Annotated in this window: 16 protein-coding genes; 5 read left to right on the forward strand and 11 right to left on the reverse strand. The window is 67.3% G+C overall.

The features are described from left to right. Nucleotides 1-3 precede the first annotated feature (3 nt). Nucleotides 4-474 (reverse strand): YHS domain-containing (seleno)protein, encoded by a 471-nt coding sequence (locus AB7O82_RS01565; protein WP_428543785.1) that lies wholly within the window; start codon nucleotides 472-474, stop codon nucleotides 4-6. A gap of 223 nt (nucleotides 475-697) precedes the next feature. Between AB7O82_RS01565 and AB7O82_RS01570 the strand changes: the two genes are divergently transcribed. After that, on the forward strand, nucleotides 698-1,675 hold the full coding sequence (locus AB7O82_RS01570; RefSeq protein ID WP_428543787.1) for a Bug family tripartite tricarboxylate transporter substrate binding protein: 978 nt from the start codon (nucleotides 698-700) through the stop codon (nucleotides 1,673-1,675). A gap of 368 nt (nucleotides 1,676-2,043) precedes the next feature. Here the strand turns inward: AB7O82_RS01570 and AB7O82_RS01575 are convergent, their stop codons facing one another. The 6 genes from AB7O82_RS01575 to AB7O82_RS01600 form a co-directional block, all read right to left on the reverse strand. Further along, nucleotides 2,044-3,201: a mandelate racemase/muconate lactonizing enzyme family protein gene (locus AB7O82_RS01575; protein ID WP_428543789.1), complete on the reverse strand. Its 1,158-nt coding sequence runs from the start codon at nucleotides 3,199-3,201 to the stop codon at nucleotides 2,044-2,046. Nucleotides 3,202-3,211: 10 nt separating this feature from the next. After that, a complete protein-coding gene (locus tag AB7O82_RS01580) occupies nucleotides 3,212-4,414 on the reverse strand; it encodes an MFS transporter (RefSeq protein ID WP_428543791.1) in 1,203 nt (400 codons plus the stop codon). Between the two features lie 29 nt (nucleotides 4,415-4,443). Continuing rightward, nucleotides 4,444-5,388, reverse strand: a complete 945-nt coding sequence (locus AB7O82_RS01585) for an SMP-30/gluconolactonase/LRE family protein (protein ID WP_428543793.1) — start codon at nucleotides 5,386-5,388, stop codon at nucleotides 4,444-4,446. A 139-nt stretch (nucleotides 5,389-5,527) separates the two neighbouring features. Beyond that, complete coding sequence (locus AB7O82_RS01590; RefSeq protein ID WP_428618509.1) at nucleotides 5,528-7,186, reverse strand: hydantoinase B/oxoprolinase family protein; 1,659 nt, start codon at nucleotides 7,184-7,186, stop codon at nucleotides 5,528-5,530. Continuing rightward, entirely contained in the window at nucleotides 7,183-9,249 is a 2,067-nt protein-coding gene (locus AB7O82_RS01595; protein ID WP_428543797.1) for a hydantoinase/oxoprolinase family protein, read from the reverse strand. The genes AB7O82_RS01590 and AB7O82_RS01595 overlap by 4 nt, the downstream gene beginning before the upstream one ends. Nucleotides 9,250-9,271: 22 nt before the next feature. Then, entirely contained in the window at nucleotides 9,272-10,420 is a 1,149-nt protein-coding gene (locus tag AB7O82_RS01600) for an aminotransferase class V-fold PLP-dependent enzyme (RefSeq protein WP_428543799.1), read from the reverse strand. Nucleotides 10,421-10,576: 156 nt separating this feature from the next. On the opposite strand from AB7O82_RS01600, the gene AB7O82_RS01605 reads away from it, so the two are divergent. The 4 genes from AB7O82_RS01605 (at nucleotide 10,577) to AB7O82_RS01620 (ending at nucleotide 15,018) form a co-directional block, all read left to right on the forward strand. After that, a complete protein-coding gene (locus AB7O82_RS01605) occupies nucleotides 10,577-10,822 on the forward strand; it encodes a DUF1127 domain-containing protein (RefSeq protein WP_428543801.1) in 246 nt (81 codons plus the stop codon). Between the two features lie 268 nt (nucleotides 10,823-11,090). Next, nucleotides 11,091-11,855, forward strand: coding sequence for a trehalose-phosphatase (gene otsB, locus AB7O82_RS01610; protein ID WP_428543803.1), 765 nt, complete (start codon nucleotides 11,091-11,093; stop codon nucleotides 11,853-11,855). Continuing rightward, nucleotides 11,852-13,648 (forward strand): glycoside hydrolase family 15 protein, encoded by a 1,797-nt coding sequence (locus AB7O82_RS01615; RefSeq protein WP_428543805.1) that lies wholly within the window; start codon nucleotides 11,852-11,854, stop codon nucleotides 13,646-13,648. The genes otsB and AB7O82_RS01615 overlap by 4 nt, the downstream gene beginning before the upstream one ends. Continuing rightward, complete coding sequence (locus tag AB7O82_RS01620; protein WP_428543807.1) at nucleotides 13,633-15,018, forward strand: alpha,alpha-trehalose-phosphate synthase (UDP-forming); 1,386 nt, start codon at nucleotides 13,633-13,635, stop codon at nucleotides 15,016-15,018. The genes AB7O82_RS01615 and AB7O82_RS01620 overlap by 16 nt, the downstream gene beginning before the upstream one ends. A 247-nt stretch (nucleotides 15,019-15,265) precedes the next feature. On the opposite strand, the gene AB7O82_RS01625 is transcribed toward AB7O82_RS01620, so the two are convergent. The 4 genes from AB7O82_RS01625 to AB7O82_RS01640 are packed head-to-tail and all read right to left on the reverse strand — an operon-like array spanning nucleotide 15,266 to nucleotide 18,011. After that, entirely contained in the window at nucleotides 15,266-15,646 is a 381-nt protein-coding gene (locus AB7O82_RS01625; RefSeq protein ID WP_428543809.1) for a type II toxin-antitoxin system VapC family toxin, read from the reverse strand. After that, nucleotides 15,570-15,893: a type II toxin-antitoxin system Phd/YefM family antitoxin gene (locus AB7O82_RS01630; RefSeq protein WP_428543811.1), complete on the reverse strand. Its 324-nt coding sequence runs from the start codon at nucleotides 15,891-15,893 to the stop codon at nucleotides 15,570-15,572. Before AB7O82_RS01630 ends, AB7O82_RS01625 begins: the two co-directional genes overlap by 77 nt. A gap of 31 nt (nucleotides 15,894-15,924) precedes the next feature. Next, nucleotides 15,925-17,301 carry a CoA transferase gene (locus tag AB7O82_RS01635; RefSeq protein ID WP_428543813.1) on the reverse strand — a complete coding sequence of 459 codons (1,377 nt, stop codon included), beginning with the start codon at nucleotides 17,299-17,301 and terminating at the stop codon, nucleotides 15,925-15,927. Next, nucleotides 17,298-18,011, reverse strand: coding sequence for an alpha/beta hydrolase (locus AB7O82_RS01640; protein WP_428543815.1), 714 nt, complete (start codon nucleotides 18,009-18,011; stop codon nucleotides 17,298-17,300). The genes AB7O82_RS01635 and AB7O82_RS01640 overlap by 4 nt, the downstream gene beginning before the upstream one ends. Nucleotides 18,012-18,185 lie beyond the last annotated feature (174 nt).

Consider the following 18,185-nt stretch of genomic DNA (forward strand, 5'->3'; position numbering starts at 1 on the left):
CTCCTACTGGATCGGCGAATCCTTCAGCGCATTCCAGTTCTCGGCGGCACGGCCCGCTGCCGCACTATCCTCGCGGAACCGCGTCTGGCCCCCAGTCCCGGCAAAGACATAGAGCTTTCCATTGGAGATGATCCAGATGGTCGGGTCGGCTTCCCGGCGGACACCTCCCGCCAGGTTCATGGCGCATGAACCGCCGAACTGCGGCGCGTACTTGTCCGGGTTGGCCGCGAACAGGTCGCGGTGGTGGGCGTTGGCGAAGCGATAGAGCACGCCATCGTAGACGTACTCGTACTGGGCAACCCCCGGCGTTGGCGTCGACAGGGTGAAGTAGGCCACCGGGTCATACCCTTTCAGGCCGATTCGCATGCGCGGCTGCGCCACGGCCCGGATCTCTGCCAGGACGCTGAACGAACCGATGGCGCCACCGACCATCGCGGCGCTCATCATCGACAGCACGGTACGACGTGTGGGCATGGATTACTCTCCAAGGCAGTGCCGGCGAACAACCGCGACCGCAGCGGCAGGCAATTCGCCACGTGCGCTCCAAATAGGGCGGGATGGCGGCGGCATGTAAACGCTGATTCAAGGTTTGTCTGCCGCTTGTTCGCCCGAGTGATCGCCATTCGGAATTGAGCCCTATCGGAAGGCCGCGTTGTAGCGGCAAGCTTGTACCCGTGCAGTGTGGGAGGGGATGAAGATGCGACGTAGGCTAATCCTGGGCGCGGGCTTGATCGGTGCGGCATCGGCGACAGCATCGATCAGCATGTCGGCAGGGGCGCAGACCTTTCCAAGCCGGCCGGTTCGCTGGGTCATTCCTTTTCCCCCGGGCGGCAACTACGACGTCACCTCGCGTCTCGTCGGCGAAGCGATGGGGCGTCGCCTGGGCCAGACCGTGGTGGCCGACAACCGGCCGGGCGCCGGCGGGATCGTCGGCACGGAGGCGGCCGCCAACGCGCCGGCCGACGGCTACACCGTCGTGATGGGCAGCTTCACCGTGCAGTGGGTGGCACCCTATCTTGCCGGCAAACCGCCGTTGGTGCCGCTGTTCGCGCCGATCAGCCTGCTGACCACGGTACCGATGGTGTTGGTCGCCAGGAGCGATGGCCGCTTCGCCGACATGAAGGCTGTCCTGGCGGAGGCCAGGGCCAAGCCCGGCACGGTGACCATCGGCCATGCCGGAAACGGCACGGCCAACCATCTCTGCATCCTGCGCTTGCAGGTGAACGAGAAGGTTCAGTTCAACGTCATTCCCTACAAGGGGTCGGCGCCGGGACTTGCCGACCTGATGGCTGGCCAGACCGACCTCTACACGGACCAGCTCACGACATCGCTGCCGCACATCAAGGCTGGCAAGCTCAAGGCCCTGCTGGTGCTCGGTCCGGATCGCATCAGCCAGTTGCCGGACGTGCCAAGCCTCCGAGACATCGGCAGTCAGCCGTTCGACGGCGGCACCACGGCCGGCCTGTTCGCCCGCGCCGGAACGGCGACACCGATCCTCGATATCCTGAACGGTGCCGTCGTCGCTGCCCTCAAGGAAGAGACCGTGTCGCAAAAGCTCGTCGAGCTCGGCGCCATGGTAAGGCCGTCGAGTCGGGAAGAGTTCGCAGCATATATGAAGGATCAGGAGGCAGGCGTTGGCGAACTTGTGAAGTCAGGGTTGTTGAAGCCGGAATGAGCGGGTGGCATCGTCGACGCCACATGACACGATCGATTCTGGGTGCTGCGTTCGCTGCACTTCTTCTGGCTGCGCTGACGGCTGGCTGCACCACGACCGGCTACACCGGCGGCACCGGCGGACGCGGCGGCGGTTGGGAAAACTTCCGAGCATGAAGGGCTCGTGCCTGCAGCTGGTAGGGGCGCTCATCGCTATACTTGTGGCATCGTGCGAGGGCATCCCGCAGGACGATCGCTACCAGACGCATGACGGCGGCCGCAGCAACACCCGCGCCGAAGGGCCAGGAGCGACTCCCCAATTGATGAAATCACCTGGGTACAGTCTGTTTGGCTGATTACGGCGGAACGGAATATGCCGTAGCGAGGTCGCTACACGTCCTTCATGACGGCCCACAGGTCGGCCTTCCGCTCGAAGCCGATGCCCGGGATGTCGGGCAGGGCGACGCGACTGTCGACCACGGCGCAATCGTCGGCGAAGCCGCCGAACGGCGCGAAGACTTGCGGGTAGGATTCGTTGCCGCCGCACTGCAGGCCGACGGCGATGTTCAGCGCGAACTGGTGACCACCATGCGGCACGCAGCGCCGTGGCGACCAGCCATTGGCTTTCAGCATGTCGAGAGTGCGAAGGTACTCGACCAGCCCGTACGACAGCGCCGGATCGTATTGCAGGATGTCGCGATCCGGCCTGAGGCCGCCATGGCGGATCAGGTTGCGGGCGTCCTGCATGGAGAACAGGTTCTCGCCGGTGGCAAGCGGCGGCGCGTACTGGGTGGCGAGCGCGGCATGCGCCAGATAGTCGAGCGGATCGAGCGGCTCCTCGTACCAGCGCAGGCCGAAGCCTTCGATCGCCTTGCCGAAGGCGATGGCCGTCGGCAGGTCGAACTTGCCGTTGACGTCGACCGCGAGGCATTCGCCAGAGCCGACGATCTTCAGCACCGCTTCGATGCGCGCCAGATCCTCGGCGAGCGGCACGCCGCCGACTTTCATCTTAACGCAGCTGTAGCCGAGATCGAGATAGTGCCTCATCTCGTCCTGCAGGCCGGCCAGGTCCTTGCCGGGATAGTAGTAGCCGCCGGCGGCGTAAACCCACGCCTTGTCGTCGTACCGGCCGCCGTTGTAGCGATCGGCCAGCAGCTTCCACAGCGGCACGCGCCTGGCCTTGGCGACGGCATCCCACAGCGCCATATCGAGCACGCCCACCGACACCGAGCGCTCGCCGTGTCCGCCCGGCTTCTCGTTGGCCATCATCGCCGCCCAGCACCGGGCCGGGTCGAGCAGGCCCTCGCTGTCTAGCAGGGAGTCGGGCCTGGCCTGTGCCAACCGCGGGATGAAGCGCTCGTTCAGCAGGCCATGCTGGGCATAGCGGCCGTTGGAGTTGAAGCCGTAGCCGACGACCTTGCGGCCTTCGACGACGAGGTCGGTCTCGATCGCGACCACGCTCGCCGTCATCTGGCTGAAGTCGATGTAGGCGTTGGCGATGTTGGAACGGATCGGCGAGACGATGTCGCGGATTGCCGTGATGCGCATGATAGCTCCCTCAGGCGGTGGCGGCGTGCCGGCTCTGGCGCATCAGCAGCCAGGCGGCGATGACCGCGTTCAGGACATTCCAGGCGATGCCGTTCAGGAAGGCGGCCTGGTAGGAGCCCGTCACGTCGAACAAGACGCCGCCCATCCAGCCGCCCAGCGCCATGCCGACAATGGTCGACGACACCGTGAGCCCGACGCGGGTCGCCGCTTCGCGAGGCGGGAAATACTCGCGGATGATGATGGCGTAGGACGGCACGATTCCGCCCTGGAACAGCCCGAACAGGATCGACGCCAGGTAGAGCGAGGTGAGCCCGTCGGCGAAGAGATAGACGACGAGGGCGACGCACTGCAGGGTCGAGCCGGCCAGCAGGGTCATGACCCCGCCGACCCGATCGGCGATCCAGCCCGTGGCCACTCGGCTCACGATGCCGAAGCCCAGCATCAGCGACAGCATCTCGGCGCCGCGGGCGACCCCGAACCCCAGGTCGGCGCAGTAGGCGACGATATGGACCTGCGGCATCGACATGGCGACGCAGCAGGCGACGCCGGCCACGATCAGCAGGACCTGCAGCGCGTTGGGTGACAGGCCGAGCGCGTCGCGCGAATGCGTGGCCACGGCGGTGGCGCGCGCTTCCTCGTGATCGGGCGGCCGCCGGCCCAGGGCGAGCGCAAGGGGAATCATCGCCACCAGGCAGAACAGCGCCGCGGCGAGATAGGCAAAGCGCCAGCCGTGATCCTGGATCAGCAGCTCGACGATGGGCGGCCAGATCGTGCCGGCGATGTAGTTGCCGGAGGCGGCGATGGCGACGGCGAGGCCGCGCCGTTTCTCGAACCAGTGCGAGACGTCGGCGACCAGGGGCGCAAAGGTGGCGGCGGCGCTGAAGCCGATCAGGACCTGGGCGGTTGAGAACAGGATCAGTGACGAGGTCATCGGCGCCAGCGCAAATCCTGCCGCCAGTCCGATGGCACTGGCGATCGACGTCATGACGATTCCGCGGCGATCGACCATGCGGCCGGCCACGACACCGCCGGCAAAGAAGCCCAGCATGTTCATCGTATAGCCGAACGAGATGTCGGCCCGGCTGACGCCGAGATCGGCTTGTACGGCCGGCAGGGCGACCGCGAGGAACCACATGCCGATGCCGCCGATCGTGCTCAATGCGACGCTGGCGGCGAGCCGCCGCCACGCGTAACGCGAATCGATGTCGTACACGGTAAGCTGACTGCGTTGGGTGATGTACGTCAGCCGCCCGCCACGCCCTGGGTGTTGACGTAGAGGGCGTACAGGGAATGGCTGGCCGCCATGAACAGCCGATTGCGGTAGCGGCCGCCGAAGCACAGGTTGGCACAGCGTTCGGGCAGCTCGATATGGCCGATCGGCTTGCCGGAGGAATTGAACACGCGCACGCCGTCGAGCTCTGCCGAACCCATGCCCCAGCCGCACCACAGATTGCCGTGGATGTCGACGCGGAAGCCGTCGGGCGAACCGCCCGGTCCGGCATCGATCAGCACACTGCCCTTGCCGAGCCTGGTGCCGTCGGCCGGGAGATCGTAGGACAGGATGGTGCGATGAGGCTCGGCGCGCGAGGCGACGACATAGAGCTTCTTTTCGTCGGGCGAGAAGGCGAGGCCATTGGGACCCGGGATGTCGTCGGCCATCACCGTCAGCTTGCCGGTTGTCGCGTCGAGACGGTAGACGGCCGGCTTGTTCTCGCTCTCGGCCTTGTGCCCCTCGTAGTAGCCGAGGATGCCGAACATCGGATCGGTGAACCACACCGAGCCGTCCGACTTCACGACGACGTCGTTGGGAGAGTTGAGCGGCTTGCCGTCGTGCGAATCGGCCAGCACCGTGATGGCGCCGTCATACTCGAAGCGCACGACACGGCGCGCATCGTGCTCACAGGCGATCAGCCGGCCGCGGCGGTCTCGCGTGTGCCCGTTGGCGTTGTTGGACGGCTTGCGAAAGATCGAGACGGCGCCGGTCTCCTCGTCCCAGCGCAGCACGCGGTTGTTCGGGATGTCGCTCCACAGCACACAGCGCCCGTCACCGAAATACACCGGCCCTTCTGCCCATCGGCAGCCGGTGTACAGGCGTTCGACCGAGGCCAGCGGCAGGCGGTACTGTGCGAACGACGCGTCGAGCACGCGCACGGAAGGGTCAGGATAACGCTCGTTGGGCTGCCACATCTCGGTTTCCTCGTCTTTGTGTTGAGCGGCGCGAGACTAGCGTCTTCGCCACGAAAGTTCATGCTCTTCCGGACCGCGGGCGTCCCGCCCGTCAGGATCATGAGCGGGCGGGACGCCCGCGGTCCGGAAGAGCATGAGTTCATTCGCCATCGGCGCCGTACACGGCTTTCGCCTGCTCCTCGCTGACCAATCCCAACCGCACATCGCGCGCGACAAGATCGCGGTCCCGCTCTTTCGGGTCGCCGAAGCCGCCGCCGCCGGGCATCTCCACGACCAGACGTTCGCCGGCAGGGATGGTCTGGAAGCCTTTGGGCTTCAGCTCCTGGCCGGAGGCGAGCGAGAGGCGGCCATTGCCGCCCGGCTTGCCGCCGTCGCGTCCGCGGGCGGCGAACTTGACGCGCTCGAAGGTGGCGAAGATGCCGAACGGCGCGCCCTCGCGATGCTCGACCTCCATCACTTGGCCGAGGCCGCCGCGATGGCGGCCGGCACCGCCCGAGTCGGCGCGGTACTCCTTCTTCCAGATGACGATCGGCGCGATGGTCTCGGTGATTTCGACCGGCACGTTGCGCACACCGGACGGGAAGGGTGTGGCCGACAGGCCGTCGAGCCGCGGCCGCGCGCCGGCGCCGCCTGAGTGGAAGGTGGTGACCATGAAGGGCCGGCTGTTGCCGATCGTGCCGGTCATGCCGTGGCCGGCGCCGAGCTTCAGGTTCCACAGGTTGCTGGTACCCTCGGCGGGCACGCGGCCCGGGATCGCCTGGTGCAGGGCCGCGAAGCAGACGTCGGGCATCATGTGGCCGATCGTGCTGCGCGCATTGACCGCCGCCGGCCACAGGGCATTGACGATGGTGTTCTCGGGTGCCGTCACGAGAATGGAATCGAGCGTGCCGGCGTTGTTGGGGATGTCGGGCGCCACCACGCACTTGATGCCGAAGGCGGTGTAGGCCTCGGTGTAGCACATGGGCGAGTTGATGCCGTAGATCGACGAGCCCGAGGTGCCGGCGTAGTCGACCGAGATGTGGTCGGCATGGATGGTGACGGCGGCGTGCAGGTCGATGGGCGCATCGTAGCCGTCGATCCGCATATGGCCTTTCCAGGTGCCGCGCGGCAGCTTGCCGATCGCCGCCACCATCCCGGCGCGGCTTTTTTCGATGATGTGCCTGCCGAGCTCGTCGAGCGTATCGATGCCGTGCTCGGCCATCATGTCGCTGAGGCGCTTCTCGCCGATGCCGTTGCAACCGATCAGGGCGTGGATGTCGCCTTCGACCTGCACCGGCTCGCGCACGTTGGCGCGGATGATGCGCATGACGCTTTCGTCCATCCGCCCCTCGCGCATCAGTGGCAGTAGAGGCAGGAACAGGCCTTCGTGGAAGACCTGGCGGCCGTCGGGCGACTGGCCGAGCCCGCCGATGTCGACGACGTGCGTGGTGCAGGAGAACAGCGCCACCAGCTTGCCGTCATGGAAGGCGGGCGAAGTGACGACGATGTCGTAGAGGTGGCCGGTGCCCTTCCACGGATCGTTGGTGACGTAGGCATCGCCCGGCTTCATCGTTTCGACCGGGAACTCGCGGATGAAGTGGATGACGCTGCGCGCCATCGAGTTGACGTGGCCCGGTGTTCCCGTGACGGCCTGCGCCAGCATCCGTCCCTCGAGATCGAACACGCCGGCCGAGATGTCGCCGGCCTCGCGGGCGCTGGTCGAGAACGCGGTGCGCACCAGGGCGCGCGCCTGCTCCTCGACGACCGAGAGCAGCCGATTCCACATCACCTGCAGGCGGATGTCGGTGGGTGTGCTCATGTCGCATCCTCCAGCACGATCTGGCCCACGCCGTTGATCCGGGCCGTGAAGCCAAGCGGCACGACGGTGGTGGTGCCATCCTCGACGATCAGGGCGGGGCCGTCGACTGCCATGCCCGGCCGCAGCGCGCCGCGTTCGTAAAGCGCCGCCGAATCGTGGCGTCCCGAGGCCGGGTCGAGGACATCGCGCCGACCGCTTGGAGCGGGCGCCTGCACCGCCTTTGCAGAGGCGGCGGGCGAGGGTAGAGGCCGGTCTGTCGCGATCGAGAGCGTCCAGGTCAGCGCCTCGACCTCGAGCCTGGGAATGGCGCGACCGAACACGCTCTCGTAGGTCGCCTCGAAGCGGCGGTGCAGCTCGCGCGCCGCCTCCGCACCGAACGGCAGGTTGGGCAGGGCGACGGCGATCTCGTGGCCCTGGCCGCGATAGCGCATGAACGCCTGCCGCGTTTCCACCAGCGTCTCGCCCGGGGCGGCCGGCCGGACCACCTGCTCGGCCTCGGCGCGCATCGTGGCAAACAGCTCGTTCAGCATCCTGGCGTCGAACAGGTCGAGTCGGACGTGACGCGTGCGTACCACCTCGTAAGCGATCGGCGCGCGCAGGAAGCCGAAGGCCGAGCCGACGCCGGCGCCCACCGGTACGACCACGCGCTTCATGCCGAGCTTGCGGGCGAGGCGCGCCGCATGCAGCGGCGCTGCGCCACCGAAGGCGATCAGGGTGCGATCGGCGGTGTCCTTGCCGTTCTCGACGGCGTGCACGCGGGCGGCACTCGCCATGGTCTCGTCGACGATCTCGGCGACGCCCGCAGCCGCGCCCTCGGCATCCGTGCGCAGATGCTCGGCGATCGGCTTCAGCGCTGCGGCCGCCTTGTCGCGATGCAGCGCGATGGCGCCGCCGGCAAAGCGCGTCGGATCGAGACGGCCCAGCACCGTGTCGGCATCGGTGACGGTCGGCGATGTTCCGCCGCGGCCGTAGCTCGCCGGGCCGGGCATGCTGCCGGCCGACTCGGGGCCGACCTGGAGGCGGCCCAGCGCATCGAGCCGGGCGATCGAGCCGCCGCCGGCTCCGATCTCGACCAGCTCGATGACGGGGATTCGCACCGGCAGGCCGCTGCCCTGCACGAAGCGATAGGCGCGCGCGACTTCGAACTGGCGCGATCGCTGCAGGCAAAGATCTTCGAGCAGGGTGAGCTTGGCCGTCGTGCCGCCCATGTCGAAGGCGACGGCCTTGGCAAGCGCGTTCTCCGCGGCCACGGTGAGGGCCAGGATGGCGCCGCCGGCCGGGCCGGATTCGACCAGGCGCACCGGGTAGCGGCGTGCCGTGTCGACCGTCGTGATGCCGCCCGACGACATCATCAGCAGCAAGGGCCCGGCGATTCCTTCCTTCCCGAGATCTGACTCCAGCGCGCCGAGGTAGCCCGCCATGCGCGGCAGGACGTAGGCGTTGGCGATCGTGGTCGACGTCCGCTCGTACTCGCGGATCTCGGGACAGACCTCGCACGACAGCGAGATCGCCACCCCGGGCAGTTCCTCGGCCAGGATCTCGCTGGCGCGCCGTTCATGCGCTTCGTTGGTGAAGCTGTGCAGGAAGCAGACCGCCACCGCCTCGACCCTGCGGGTGCGCAACTCGGCGGCAACGGTACGCACGGCCGCCTCGTCGAGCGCCATCAGCACCGCGCCATCGGCTGCCACGCGCTCGGGCACGCCGAAGCGCAGGTCGCGCGGCACCAGCGGCGCTGGCCGCTCCATGTAGATGTCGTACTGCTCGAAGCGGTGCTCCCAGGCGATCTCGAGCGAATCGCGGAAGCCCGCCGTGGTGACCAGGGCGGTGAGCGCACCCTTGCGCTCGATCAGCGCGTTGGTGGCCAGCGTCGTGCCGTGCACCACCAGGCCGACGTCGGCCGCCTTGCATTTCGCCTCGGCGAGGATGGTGCGCACGCCGTCGAGCACGCCGCGCGCCGGGGCATCGGTCGTGGTGAGCACCTTGACGGCGTGGGCTCCCGTGGCTGTTTCGAGGACGACGTCGGTGAAGGTGCCGCCGATATCGACGGCCAGGCGGGCCTGCATCAATCGTTGGCCTTGGAGCCGATCAGAGCGCTACGCGCTTGAAGACCTCGACGAAACGGTCGACATCCTCCTCGTCGTTGTAGACGTGCGGGCTGATGCGCAGCCGGCCGAGCCGCGGCGCGGCATAGACGTTCTCGGCGGCGAGCTTCTGTGGCAGATCGTCGGACATGCCCTTGGGAAAAGCCAGGCACAGCAGGTGCGGTGCGCGCAGCTTGCGATCGAGCACGCGCACGCCCGAGTTGGCGAGCCCGTCGGCCAGGCGATCGGTCAGCATCGACAGGCGCTCGACGATCGGGTCGTTGCCCCAGCCGGCCATCATCTCCATGCCGACGGCGGCCATCTCCAAGGTGATGAAATGGTCGCGCTCGCCCATGTCGTAGCGCCGTGCGCCGTCGGCATAGGCGAGATCGCGGAAATAGATCTTGGCTTCGGCCGACACGCCCTTGCGCGCCGGTGCGGTCTGCTCGAGCGGCACGCCATCCTGATGGCGCCTGGCGACGTACATGAAGGCGCGACCATAGGGGCCGAGCACCCATTTGTAGGTCGGGAAGATCAGGAAATCCGGGTCGAGCGTCTTGACGTCGATGCGACGAACGCCGGCATCGTGAGTCGCATCGATCAGCAGCGCCGCGCCCTGGGCCTTGCCGGCGGCCGCGATGCGCGGCAGGTCGAGCGCCCCGCCGTCCGACCAGTGAACCGAGGACACCGACACCAGGGCGAGCGGTGCGGCACCCTGGCGGGCCATCGCCTCGAGCACGGCGGAGGTCCAATCGCCGTCGGCCGGCTGCGCCACCGGCTCGACCGTGAAGCCGCCCGCGGCGGCGCGACTCATCCATTCCAGCACCGGCGAGGTGTGATCGTTTTCCAGGACCAGCACGCGGCTGCCACGCGGTACGTCGAGAACTTTGCCGGCCGTCGACACGCCGTAGCCGACCGACGGGATCAGTGCGATATCGACTGGCTCGGCGCCGATCAGCGCGGCCGCCGCCCTGCGCGCCCGCTCGTGCTGCTCGGCCATGAATCTGGCATCGAGCTTCCAGGGCTGGCCCTTGCGGCCGACGCCGATGCGGCCGGCTTCCTGGACGGCTAGCGGCAGCGGGCTCCAGGCGGCGGCATTCAGGAAGCAGACTTCGCGCGGAATATCGAACAGCGCGCGTTGGCTAGACAGCATGGCGGGAACCTCGGAGCAGCAGTGACTGTCGAATTGATAGCATGAATGCCGCTGTCGGCCGCCCGAATTGCATAAGGGGCGCCATTACCTGCCATGCAATTGAGCGCAGGGTCGTTCGCAATCACCTTCGGGTCACCAAGCCCAAGGAGCGTTCAGATGAGCTATCAATCGCGGTATCGCATCGACGGGCAGTCCGACGCCCTCCTGTCGCCGGCCTCGCGGCTCCCGACCATCCGCCAGCGTATCGTCGCGCGCTTGAAACTTTGGCGGGAAAGCGTCGTTGCTCGTCGTCACTTGGCGGCAATGGACGCGCGCAGCCTGCGCGACGCCGGCATATCGCCCGCTGCCGCGGCATTCGAGTCGGGCAAATCGTTCTGGGAGCCAATGGGCCCCTTGCGCTGAGCGTCGGAGCGTCTTTAGTACGATGATCGTTCCGCGGCGAAGCCGCTACGGAGTGCGCACTACTCGGCTCCTCTCCCGAAGACGGGGAGGAGGGGGGAAGTGTCGCCTTCACAGGCTGTGAGGTTTCTGGCAGGAAGGGTGGCCCGTCCACGCCACTCGCCGGAACCTTTTTTGATTTGCAGCGTTAATGGAAAGGCGCGCCGAGCGCGGCCCTTCGCCTGGCGGGGCCGTGGTCGCGCAAGTTTCGTTACTGCAAAGTGGGAACAGGATGACGCCACCGGACCTCGACCGCACCACCGCCCTGTTCCTGGATCTCGACGGCACGCTGATCGAGATCGCAGCGACACCGGACGAGGTGGTCGTGCCGCCCGGCCTTCCGGTGTTGCTGTCAACTCTGCATGCGCTGCTGGGCGGCGCCGTGGCGATCGTCACGGGGCGATCGCTCGCCATGACCGACAATCTTCTGAAGCCGTTCGCCGCCGCGGCGGCCGGCGAGCACGGAGTTTCGTTACGGCTGGATGACGGCACGCGCGAGGACTTCCAGTTCAATGCAGCAGTGCCGCGAAGCTGGCGCGAGTCGCTTGCTGCTGCAGCGGAAAGATGGCCCGGGCTGCTGGTCGAGGCCAAGCCGCATGGCGTCGCCATCCACTACCGGCTGGTGCCGGATCGCGAGAAGGACGTCTGGCGGTTGGCGCGCGCTCTGGTTCCCGACGATCACCCGAAATTCCGTCTGATCCCGGCGCGCAAGGCCGTCGAGATCGGGCCGCGCACGACATCGAAAGGCCGTGCCGTCGAGCGACTGATGGCCCATGCGCCTTTTCGTGGTCGCCGCCCCATTTTTGTCGGCGACGATTTCACGGACGAGGCGGGAATGGACGCGGCGAAGCGGCTGGGCGGCGAGGGGTTACGCGTGGCGGAGGTGTTCGGTGGGCAGCCGGCAGCGGTGCGCGCCTGGCTGCAGCGCAGCGTCGATATCATGGGCGGCCGAACCGCGTCGACCGGCGGCGCTTCCTCGGTGGGGGCGGCACCATGAGCAGCCTCGATCTCGGTGTCGTCGGCAACTGCTCGATTGCGAGCCTGATCGACCGCAACGGCCGGCACGTCTGGCACGGGCTGGGACGGCTCGACGGCGATCCCGTATTCAACGCACTGCTCGGCGGAAGCGATCCGCAGGGCGGGTTCATGGATGTCATCGTCGCCGGCGCCAGGGACGGCCAGCAGCGCTACCTGCGCAACACCGCCATCCTCGAGACCACGATCGAAGGCGCCGCCGGATCGCTGCGGATCATCGACTTCGCGCCGCGCTTCCGGCGATTTGGCCGCATGTTCCGGCCGCCCATGTTGATCCGCCGACTGGAGCCCGTGGAAGGGCGCCCGCGGCTGCGCATCAGGATCCGCCCGACTTTCGACTACGGGGCGCGCAAGGCGCAGCTCACCACCGGCAGCAATCACGTCCGCTTCTTCAGCGACACCTCGGTGGTGCGGCTGACCACCGACGCGTCGGTAAACCATATCCTGCATGAGACGGAGTTCTCGCTCGACCGGCCAGTCACGCTGATCGTCGGCGCCGACGAGAGCCTGCCGGAAAGCCCTGATTCGGTGGCGCGCAACTTTCTCGCCGAGACCGAAGCCTATTGGCATACCTGGGTGCGCGATCTCAACGTGCCGTTCGATTGGCAGCAGGCGGTCATCCGGGCGGCCATCACCCTGAAGATGTGCAGCTACGAGGACACCGGCGCGGTCCTGGCCGCCCTCACCACGTCGGTGCCCGAGGCGCCCGACACGCCGCGTACCTGGGACTATCGCTTCGCCTGGTTGCGCGATGCGTTCTTCACCGTGACCGCCCTCAACCGCCTGTCGGCTACGCGCACCATGGAAGGATACGTGCGCTTCATCGTCGACATCGTCGAGGATGGCGCGCGCGGCGAGGCCGACGCCATTCTGCCGTTGTTTCCAATTGCGCCCGGAATCGATACCACCGAGCGGATCATCGATTCGCTGCCCGGCTATCGCGGAAACGGTCCGGTGCGTATCGGCAACGCCGCCGTCATCCAGCGTCAGAACGATACCTACGGATCGATGGTCCTCACGGCGGCTCAGATGTTTTGGGATGAACGCCTGCCGCGCCAAGGCGACCTCACCCTCTACCGTCAGCTGTGCACGGTCGGGAACGAGGCGCACCGGGCGGCGTTGACCCCCGACGCGGGCCTTTGGGAGTACCGGGAGCGCGAGGAAGTGCATACCTTCTCTGCGGCGATGTGCTGGGCCGCCCAGCACAGGCTGGGATTGATCGCCAGGCGCGTGGGAGTCGACGCCGAATCCCGCCAGTGGCTGGCGCAGGCCGGCGTATTGCGCCAGGAGGTGCTGCAGCGCGGCACGACGCAGGAAGGCTGGCTGTCCGGCGTGCTCGACCGCGACATGCTCGATGCTTCCTCGCTCGTGCTGCCCGAGATCGGCCTGTTGGGGTCCGATGATCCGCGCTTCCATGCGACCATCGATTGCGTGTCGAAGCGGCTCATGAAGAACGGCTTCCTGATGCGCTATCGCGAGGCCGATGATTTCGGCGCGCCGTCCAACGCCTTTCTGCTCTGTACGTTCTGGTACATCGATGCGCTGGTCAGCGTCGGCCGGCGACAGGAGGCGCTCGAGCTCTTCAATAACCTTTTGGCTCGGCGCAATCACGTCGGGCTGCTTTCGGAGGATATCGATCCGCGCACCGGCGAGCTGTGGGGAAACTTCCCGCAAACCTACTCGCAGGTCGGGCTGATCCTGTCGGCCATGCGCCTGTCGCGAAGTTGGGAGGAAGGACTATGGCACGCCTCGTAATCGTCTCGAACCGGGTGCCCATCCCCAAGGCGCGCAGCGCCGCCGCGGGCGGCCTGGCGGTTGCCTTGCGCGATCTGATGATCCCCGGATCGATGTGGTTCGGCTGGAGCGGCCGGCTGTCGGGCGAGCCTGCCGCGCAGCCCGCCTTGGTCGAGGCACGCGGCGTCAACTACGCCACGATCGACCTCACGGCCGAAGCCCACCGTGCCTTCTACGTCGGCTTCGCCAACGGCGCACTGTGGCCGCTGCTGCATTTTCGTCTCGGCCTGATGCATTTCCGGCGCGAGGACTACGCCGGCTATCTCGCCGTCAACGCCACCTTCGCGTCGGCGCTGAGCCAGGTGCTGCAGGCGGACGACATGGTGTGGGCACACGATTACCACCTCCTGCCGTTCGGACGCATCCTGCGCCGGCACGGCTTCGCCGGCCCGATGGGCTTCTTCCTGCACGTGCCGTTCGTGCCGCCATCGGTGCTCGAGGCCATTCCGGTGGCGCGCGAGCTGGTGACCGATCTCTGCGCGTACGACGTCGTCGGCTTCCAGACCGAGGAGCATGCGCGCGACTTCCGCGACTGCGCGCATCGACTGCTCGGCGCCACGATCGACGGCGAATGGGTTCGCCTGAACGGCCGGCGCATGCGCGCATTCGCCAATCCGATCGGCATCGACGCCGAAGCGTTCGGACAGGAGGCCAGGCGGTCGGCCGGCGACAAGCTGGTCGCGCGCGTGGCCAACAGCATGGCCGGTCGTGTGCTCGCCATTGGCGTCGATCGCATGGATTACTCCAAGGGTTTGCCCAACCGGTTCGAGGCTTATGGAATTCTTCTCGAGCGCCATCCCGAGCATCGCCGCAGGATCCATTTCCTGCAGATCTGCCCGCGCTCGCGCGAGGAAGTCGACGAGTACCGCAAGCTGCGTGCCGAGCTCGACCGGCTGACTGGCCGCGTCAACGGACGGTTTTCGGATTTCGACTGGACCCCGCTGCGCTACTCGACGCGTCCCGCGCCACGCTCGACCCTGGCGGGCCTTTACCGGATCGGCCGCATCGGCGTGGTCACGCCTCTGCGCGACGGTATGAATCTCGTCGCCAAGGAGTTCGTCGCCGCCCAGCCGGAAGAGGACCCGGGCGTCCTTGTGCTGTCGCGCTTCGCCGGGGCGGCGCAGGAGCTCACCGAGGCGCTGATTGTCAATCCGTTCGACGGTGATGCGATCGCCGATGCCATGCATCTGGCGCTCACCATGTCACTCGACGAACGCCGCGCTCGCCACGCCGCGCTCAACGCCAAGGTCCATCGCACCAACGCCGAGCAATTTTGCCGGCGCTTCATCGACGCGCTGATGTCGCCTCTGCCGACCCTGCAGGCGGCTTGATGATCATGCGCCTCCCCAGCTTTGCTGGGGAGGCGTCGGCGTCTTCGCCGACCTGCCTGCGCCGAAGCGAAGCCGCTTCGTCTTCGCGCAGGCGGGCGGAGGGATCATGATCTTCCGGACCGCGGGCGTCCCGCCCGCTCATGATCATGAGTATGAACGGGCGGGACGCCCGCGGTCCGGACGAGCACGAGTTCTCCGTCGTCGCACCAAGCGCTTCGCGATGATGGCGGGTTCTATTCCCAGAGCTTCAACGCTGTATGCCATAGGAATCGAACGTGTGCTTGCTCGATACCAACGTGAGGTTCTCGACCAGCGCCTGCGCGATCAACAAGCGATCAAAAGGATCGCGATGATTGCCGGCCAAGGCTCCGGCAGTCTGACCGTGGAGCACCGACGCCGCCAGAGCCGTAAATTGCTGGCTCTCAATGATGGCTAGAACATTCCTTGCCACGAGCTGGGCTTCGGGAACCTTGCCGAGCCAATGCTTGGTCGCGATTTCCCATGCCGACGCGGCGCTTACGAAGACGTCGGCTCCGGCTGTATCGAACTCGCTACGGACTCGCTTGGATATCGAGCGATGTCCAGCGAGCCACCAGAGAAAGGCATTCGTATCGAGCAAAAGCCGCATGCGTCACTCCCAACGCTTCAGCCCATCCTCGGTCCATCCTCGGGGAGTGGTTCAAAAATTCCGGGCCAATCCGGATCTTCCCCTTCAGGGCGCCGAACTTTCGCTTGGGTGGCTTGGCCGTTGCTATGGGCACGATCCGCGCGATGGGAGCCTTGCCGCGCGCCAGCACGACCTCCTCGCCGGCTTCCGCGCGCGCGATGAGCTTGGACAGGTTCGTCTTGGCAGTATGGATCGTGTAGACGGGCATGGTTCGATATTAGCTAATCAAGTTAGCTAACTCACGCCCAGCGCGCCGGCGAGCTGCCGAGCGGCTCCGGCGGCCGTGCATAGAAGGGCTGCGTCTCGCTGAGCTGCACGACCGGCTTGAGATGGCGCAACCTTCCGAACGGACCGTCGCTCTCCATCAGGTAGCGCGCGAGCTCGGGCTCGCCGAGCTCTGCCATGCCCTTGTCGGCCTCGACCGTACCGAGGCTCGCCAGCCAGTGTGCGACCTGGACCAAGGACACGCGCACCAGCCACGAGCCGCCTTGCTCGATCCGCCGCGCCAGCCCGATCATGGCGCCCAGCGCGCCGAGATAGCCCGCGATGTAGTCGAGCGCCTGCACCGGCAGATTGCGCGGCCTGGCGAGCGTGCCCTGGGTCGCGGAGAGGCCGGTGACGTTCTGCACGATCGAATCGAAGCCGCGCCGGTCGGCCCACGGGCCGGCATGGCCGTAGGCGCAGATGCTGACGCAGACGATGCCGGGTCGGAGCCCGGCGACACGCTCCGGCGAGAAACCGCGCGCCGCGAGCGTGCCCGGACGATAGCCTTGGGTGAAGACATCGGCCTCGCGCAGCAGCGCCGTCATCGTTTCCACACCGGCGGGCTCTCTGAGATCGATCCAGGTGCAGCGCTTGCCGTGGCCGGTGTCCATCAGGATCTCGGTCTGATACGGCAGGTGAGGAGCGGCGACGTGCAGGACGTCGGCGCCGTTCTCGGCGAGCACGCGGCCACTGGTCGGACCGGCCAGCACGCGCGTGAGATCGAAGGCGCGCACGCCGCTCAACGGCCGCTCGCCCCTCGGCAGGGGGCGCGGCGGGGCGTCGCCGATCTTGACGATGTCGATAAGCGGCAGGCCGGCGATGGCGATGCCATGCGGATGGTCGTTCCATTCGGCGCGGCTGCGCACCAGTCCGCCGACGCAGTTGCCCTCGGCGATCGCCGCCTCGATGGCGAGGCCGTCCCACCTGGCGACCGCGGCGGCCAGCGCCTCGCGCGTCTCCGCCGCAGCGCCGGCGATGCGCAGCGCGCCGGCACGATGGTGCGGATGGTTGGTGTGCAGGAACATCACCCGGCCGTCGCGCGTCGGATAGTGGCCAGCCAGGGGGTCCCACGACACCGGCTTCTTGCCGTCCTGCAGCACGTAGGTGTTGGAACGCAGCGAGGCTGCAGCGGCGTGGCGGTCGATCGTCACGGCCTGCGGCTTGCCGGTCCTGAGCCGCCACAGGTCCGATACCGCAAGCCCGACCGCGCCCAATGCCGCCGAGCCCGCTTCGGCGACGCGCCACGGCGTGGCGAAAACCGGATCGCCGCCGCCGGTGAAGGCGAGCGAATCGTCGGCGCGCCGGTCGCGGCCGAGCTGTTCGAGGATGGAATGGGCGAGGACGCCGGTCATTTGCTGGCCATGATGTCGGAGAGCTGCGCCATCAGCGCTTCGGGGCAGGTGATATGCGGATTGTGGCTGCAATCCATCTCGTAGTACTTCCAGCCTGGCTCGCTCCTGGCGCGCTCGCCGAACTGGCGGAACACGTCGCCCGGTCCGTTGCGCTTGGCATAGATGTAATGACGCGGCGGCGGCGCCTCTTTCGAGACGAGCCGCAGCTTCTGCTCGAAGGTCTTGATCGGTTGCGGCCGGCGGCGCGGGCTTGCCCAGGCGACATCATCCGGCGCGGTATCGGGCGGCATGGGGTTGATCGGGAGCTTCCAGCCGGCGCCGTCCTTCATCGCACCGGCACGCATGTTGGCTTCGGCCTTGGGGCCAACCAGGTCGAACAGGCTCTCGCCGTCGCGCGGCGCGAAGGCGTCGATGTAGACGAGCCGGGAGATGCGATCGCGCGCCGCGTCGGCGACGCCGGTCGCCACCATGCCGCCATAGGAGTGGCCGAGCAGGGTGACGTCGCGCAGATCCTCGAATTCGAGCACCGCTGTCACGTCGTGGATGTGGGTCGACAGGTCGATCTCGTGGTGCGCCAGATGGGCGCGCTCGCCGAGACCGGTGTAGGTCGGCGAGAAGAACTCGTGCCCGGCAGCGCGCAGCAGCGGCCGCATCTTCTTCCACGCCCACGCCGCCGACCAGGCGCCATGCGCCAGAACGATCGTTGCCATGCCCACATACCTCCCTGCTGGCAAACCGGTTTTGTCGGTACCATTACGATTTGGTCGCAATGCTCAACGGACCAACCATAGCCAGCCTCACGGGGTGGCTCAAACGGCGTCACCGACGAGTGGGCGAGCGGTTCCGCGCGACCCGCAGCGGCCTGCCGGCCAGACGGCAGGGTG

The organism is Reyranella sp. (assembly GCF_050185545.1).
In the GTDB taxonomy this organism is placed as follows: domain Bacteria; phylum Pseudomonadota; class Alphaproteobacteria; order Reyranellales; family Reyranellaceae; genus Reyranella.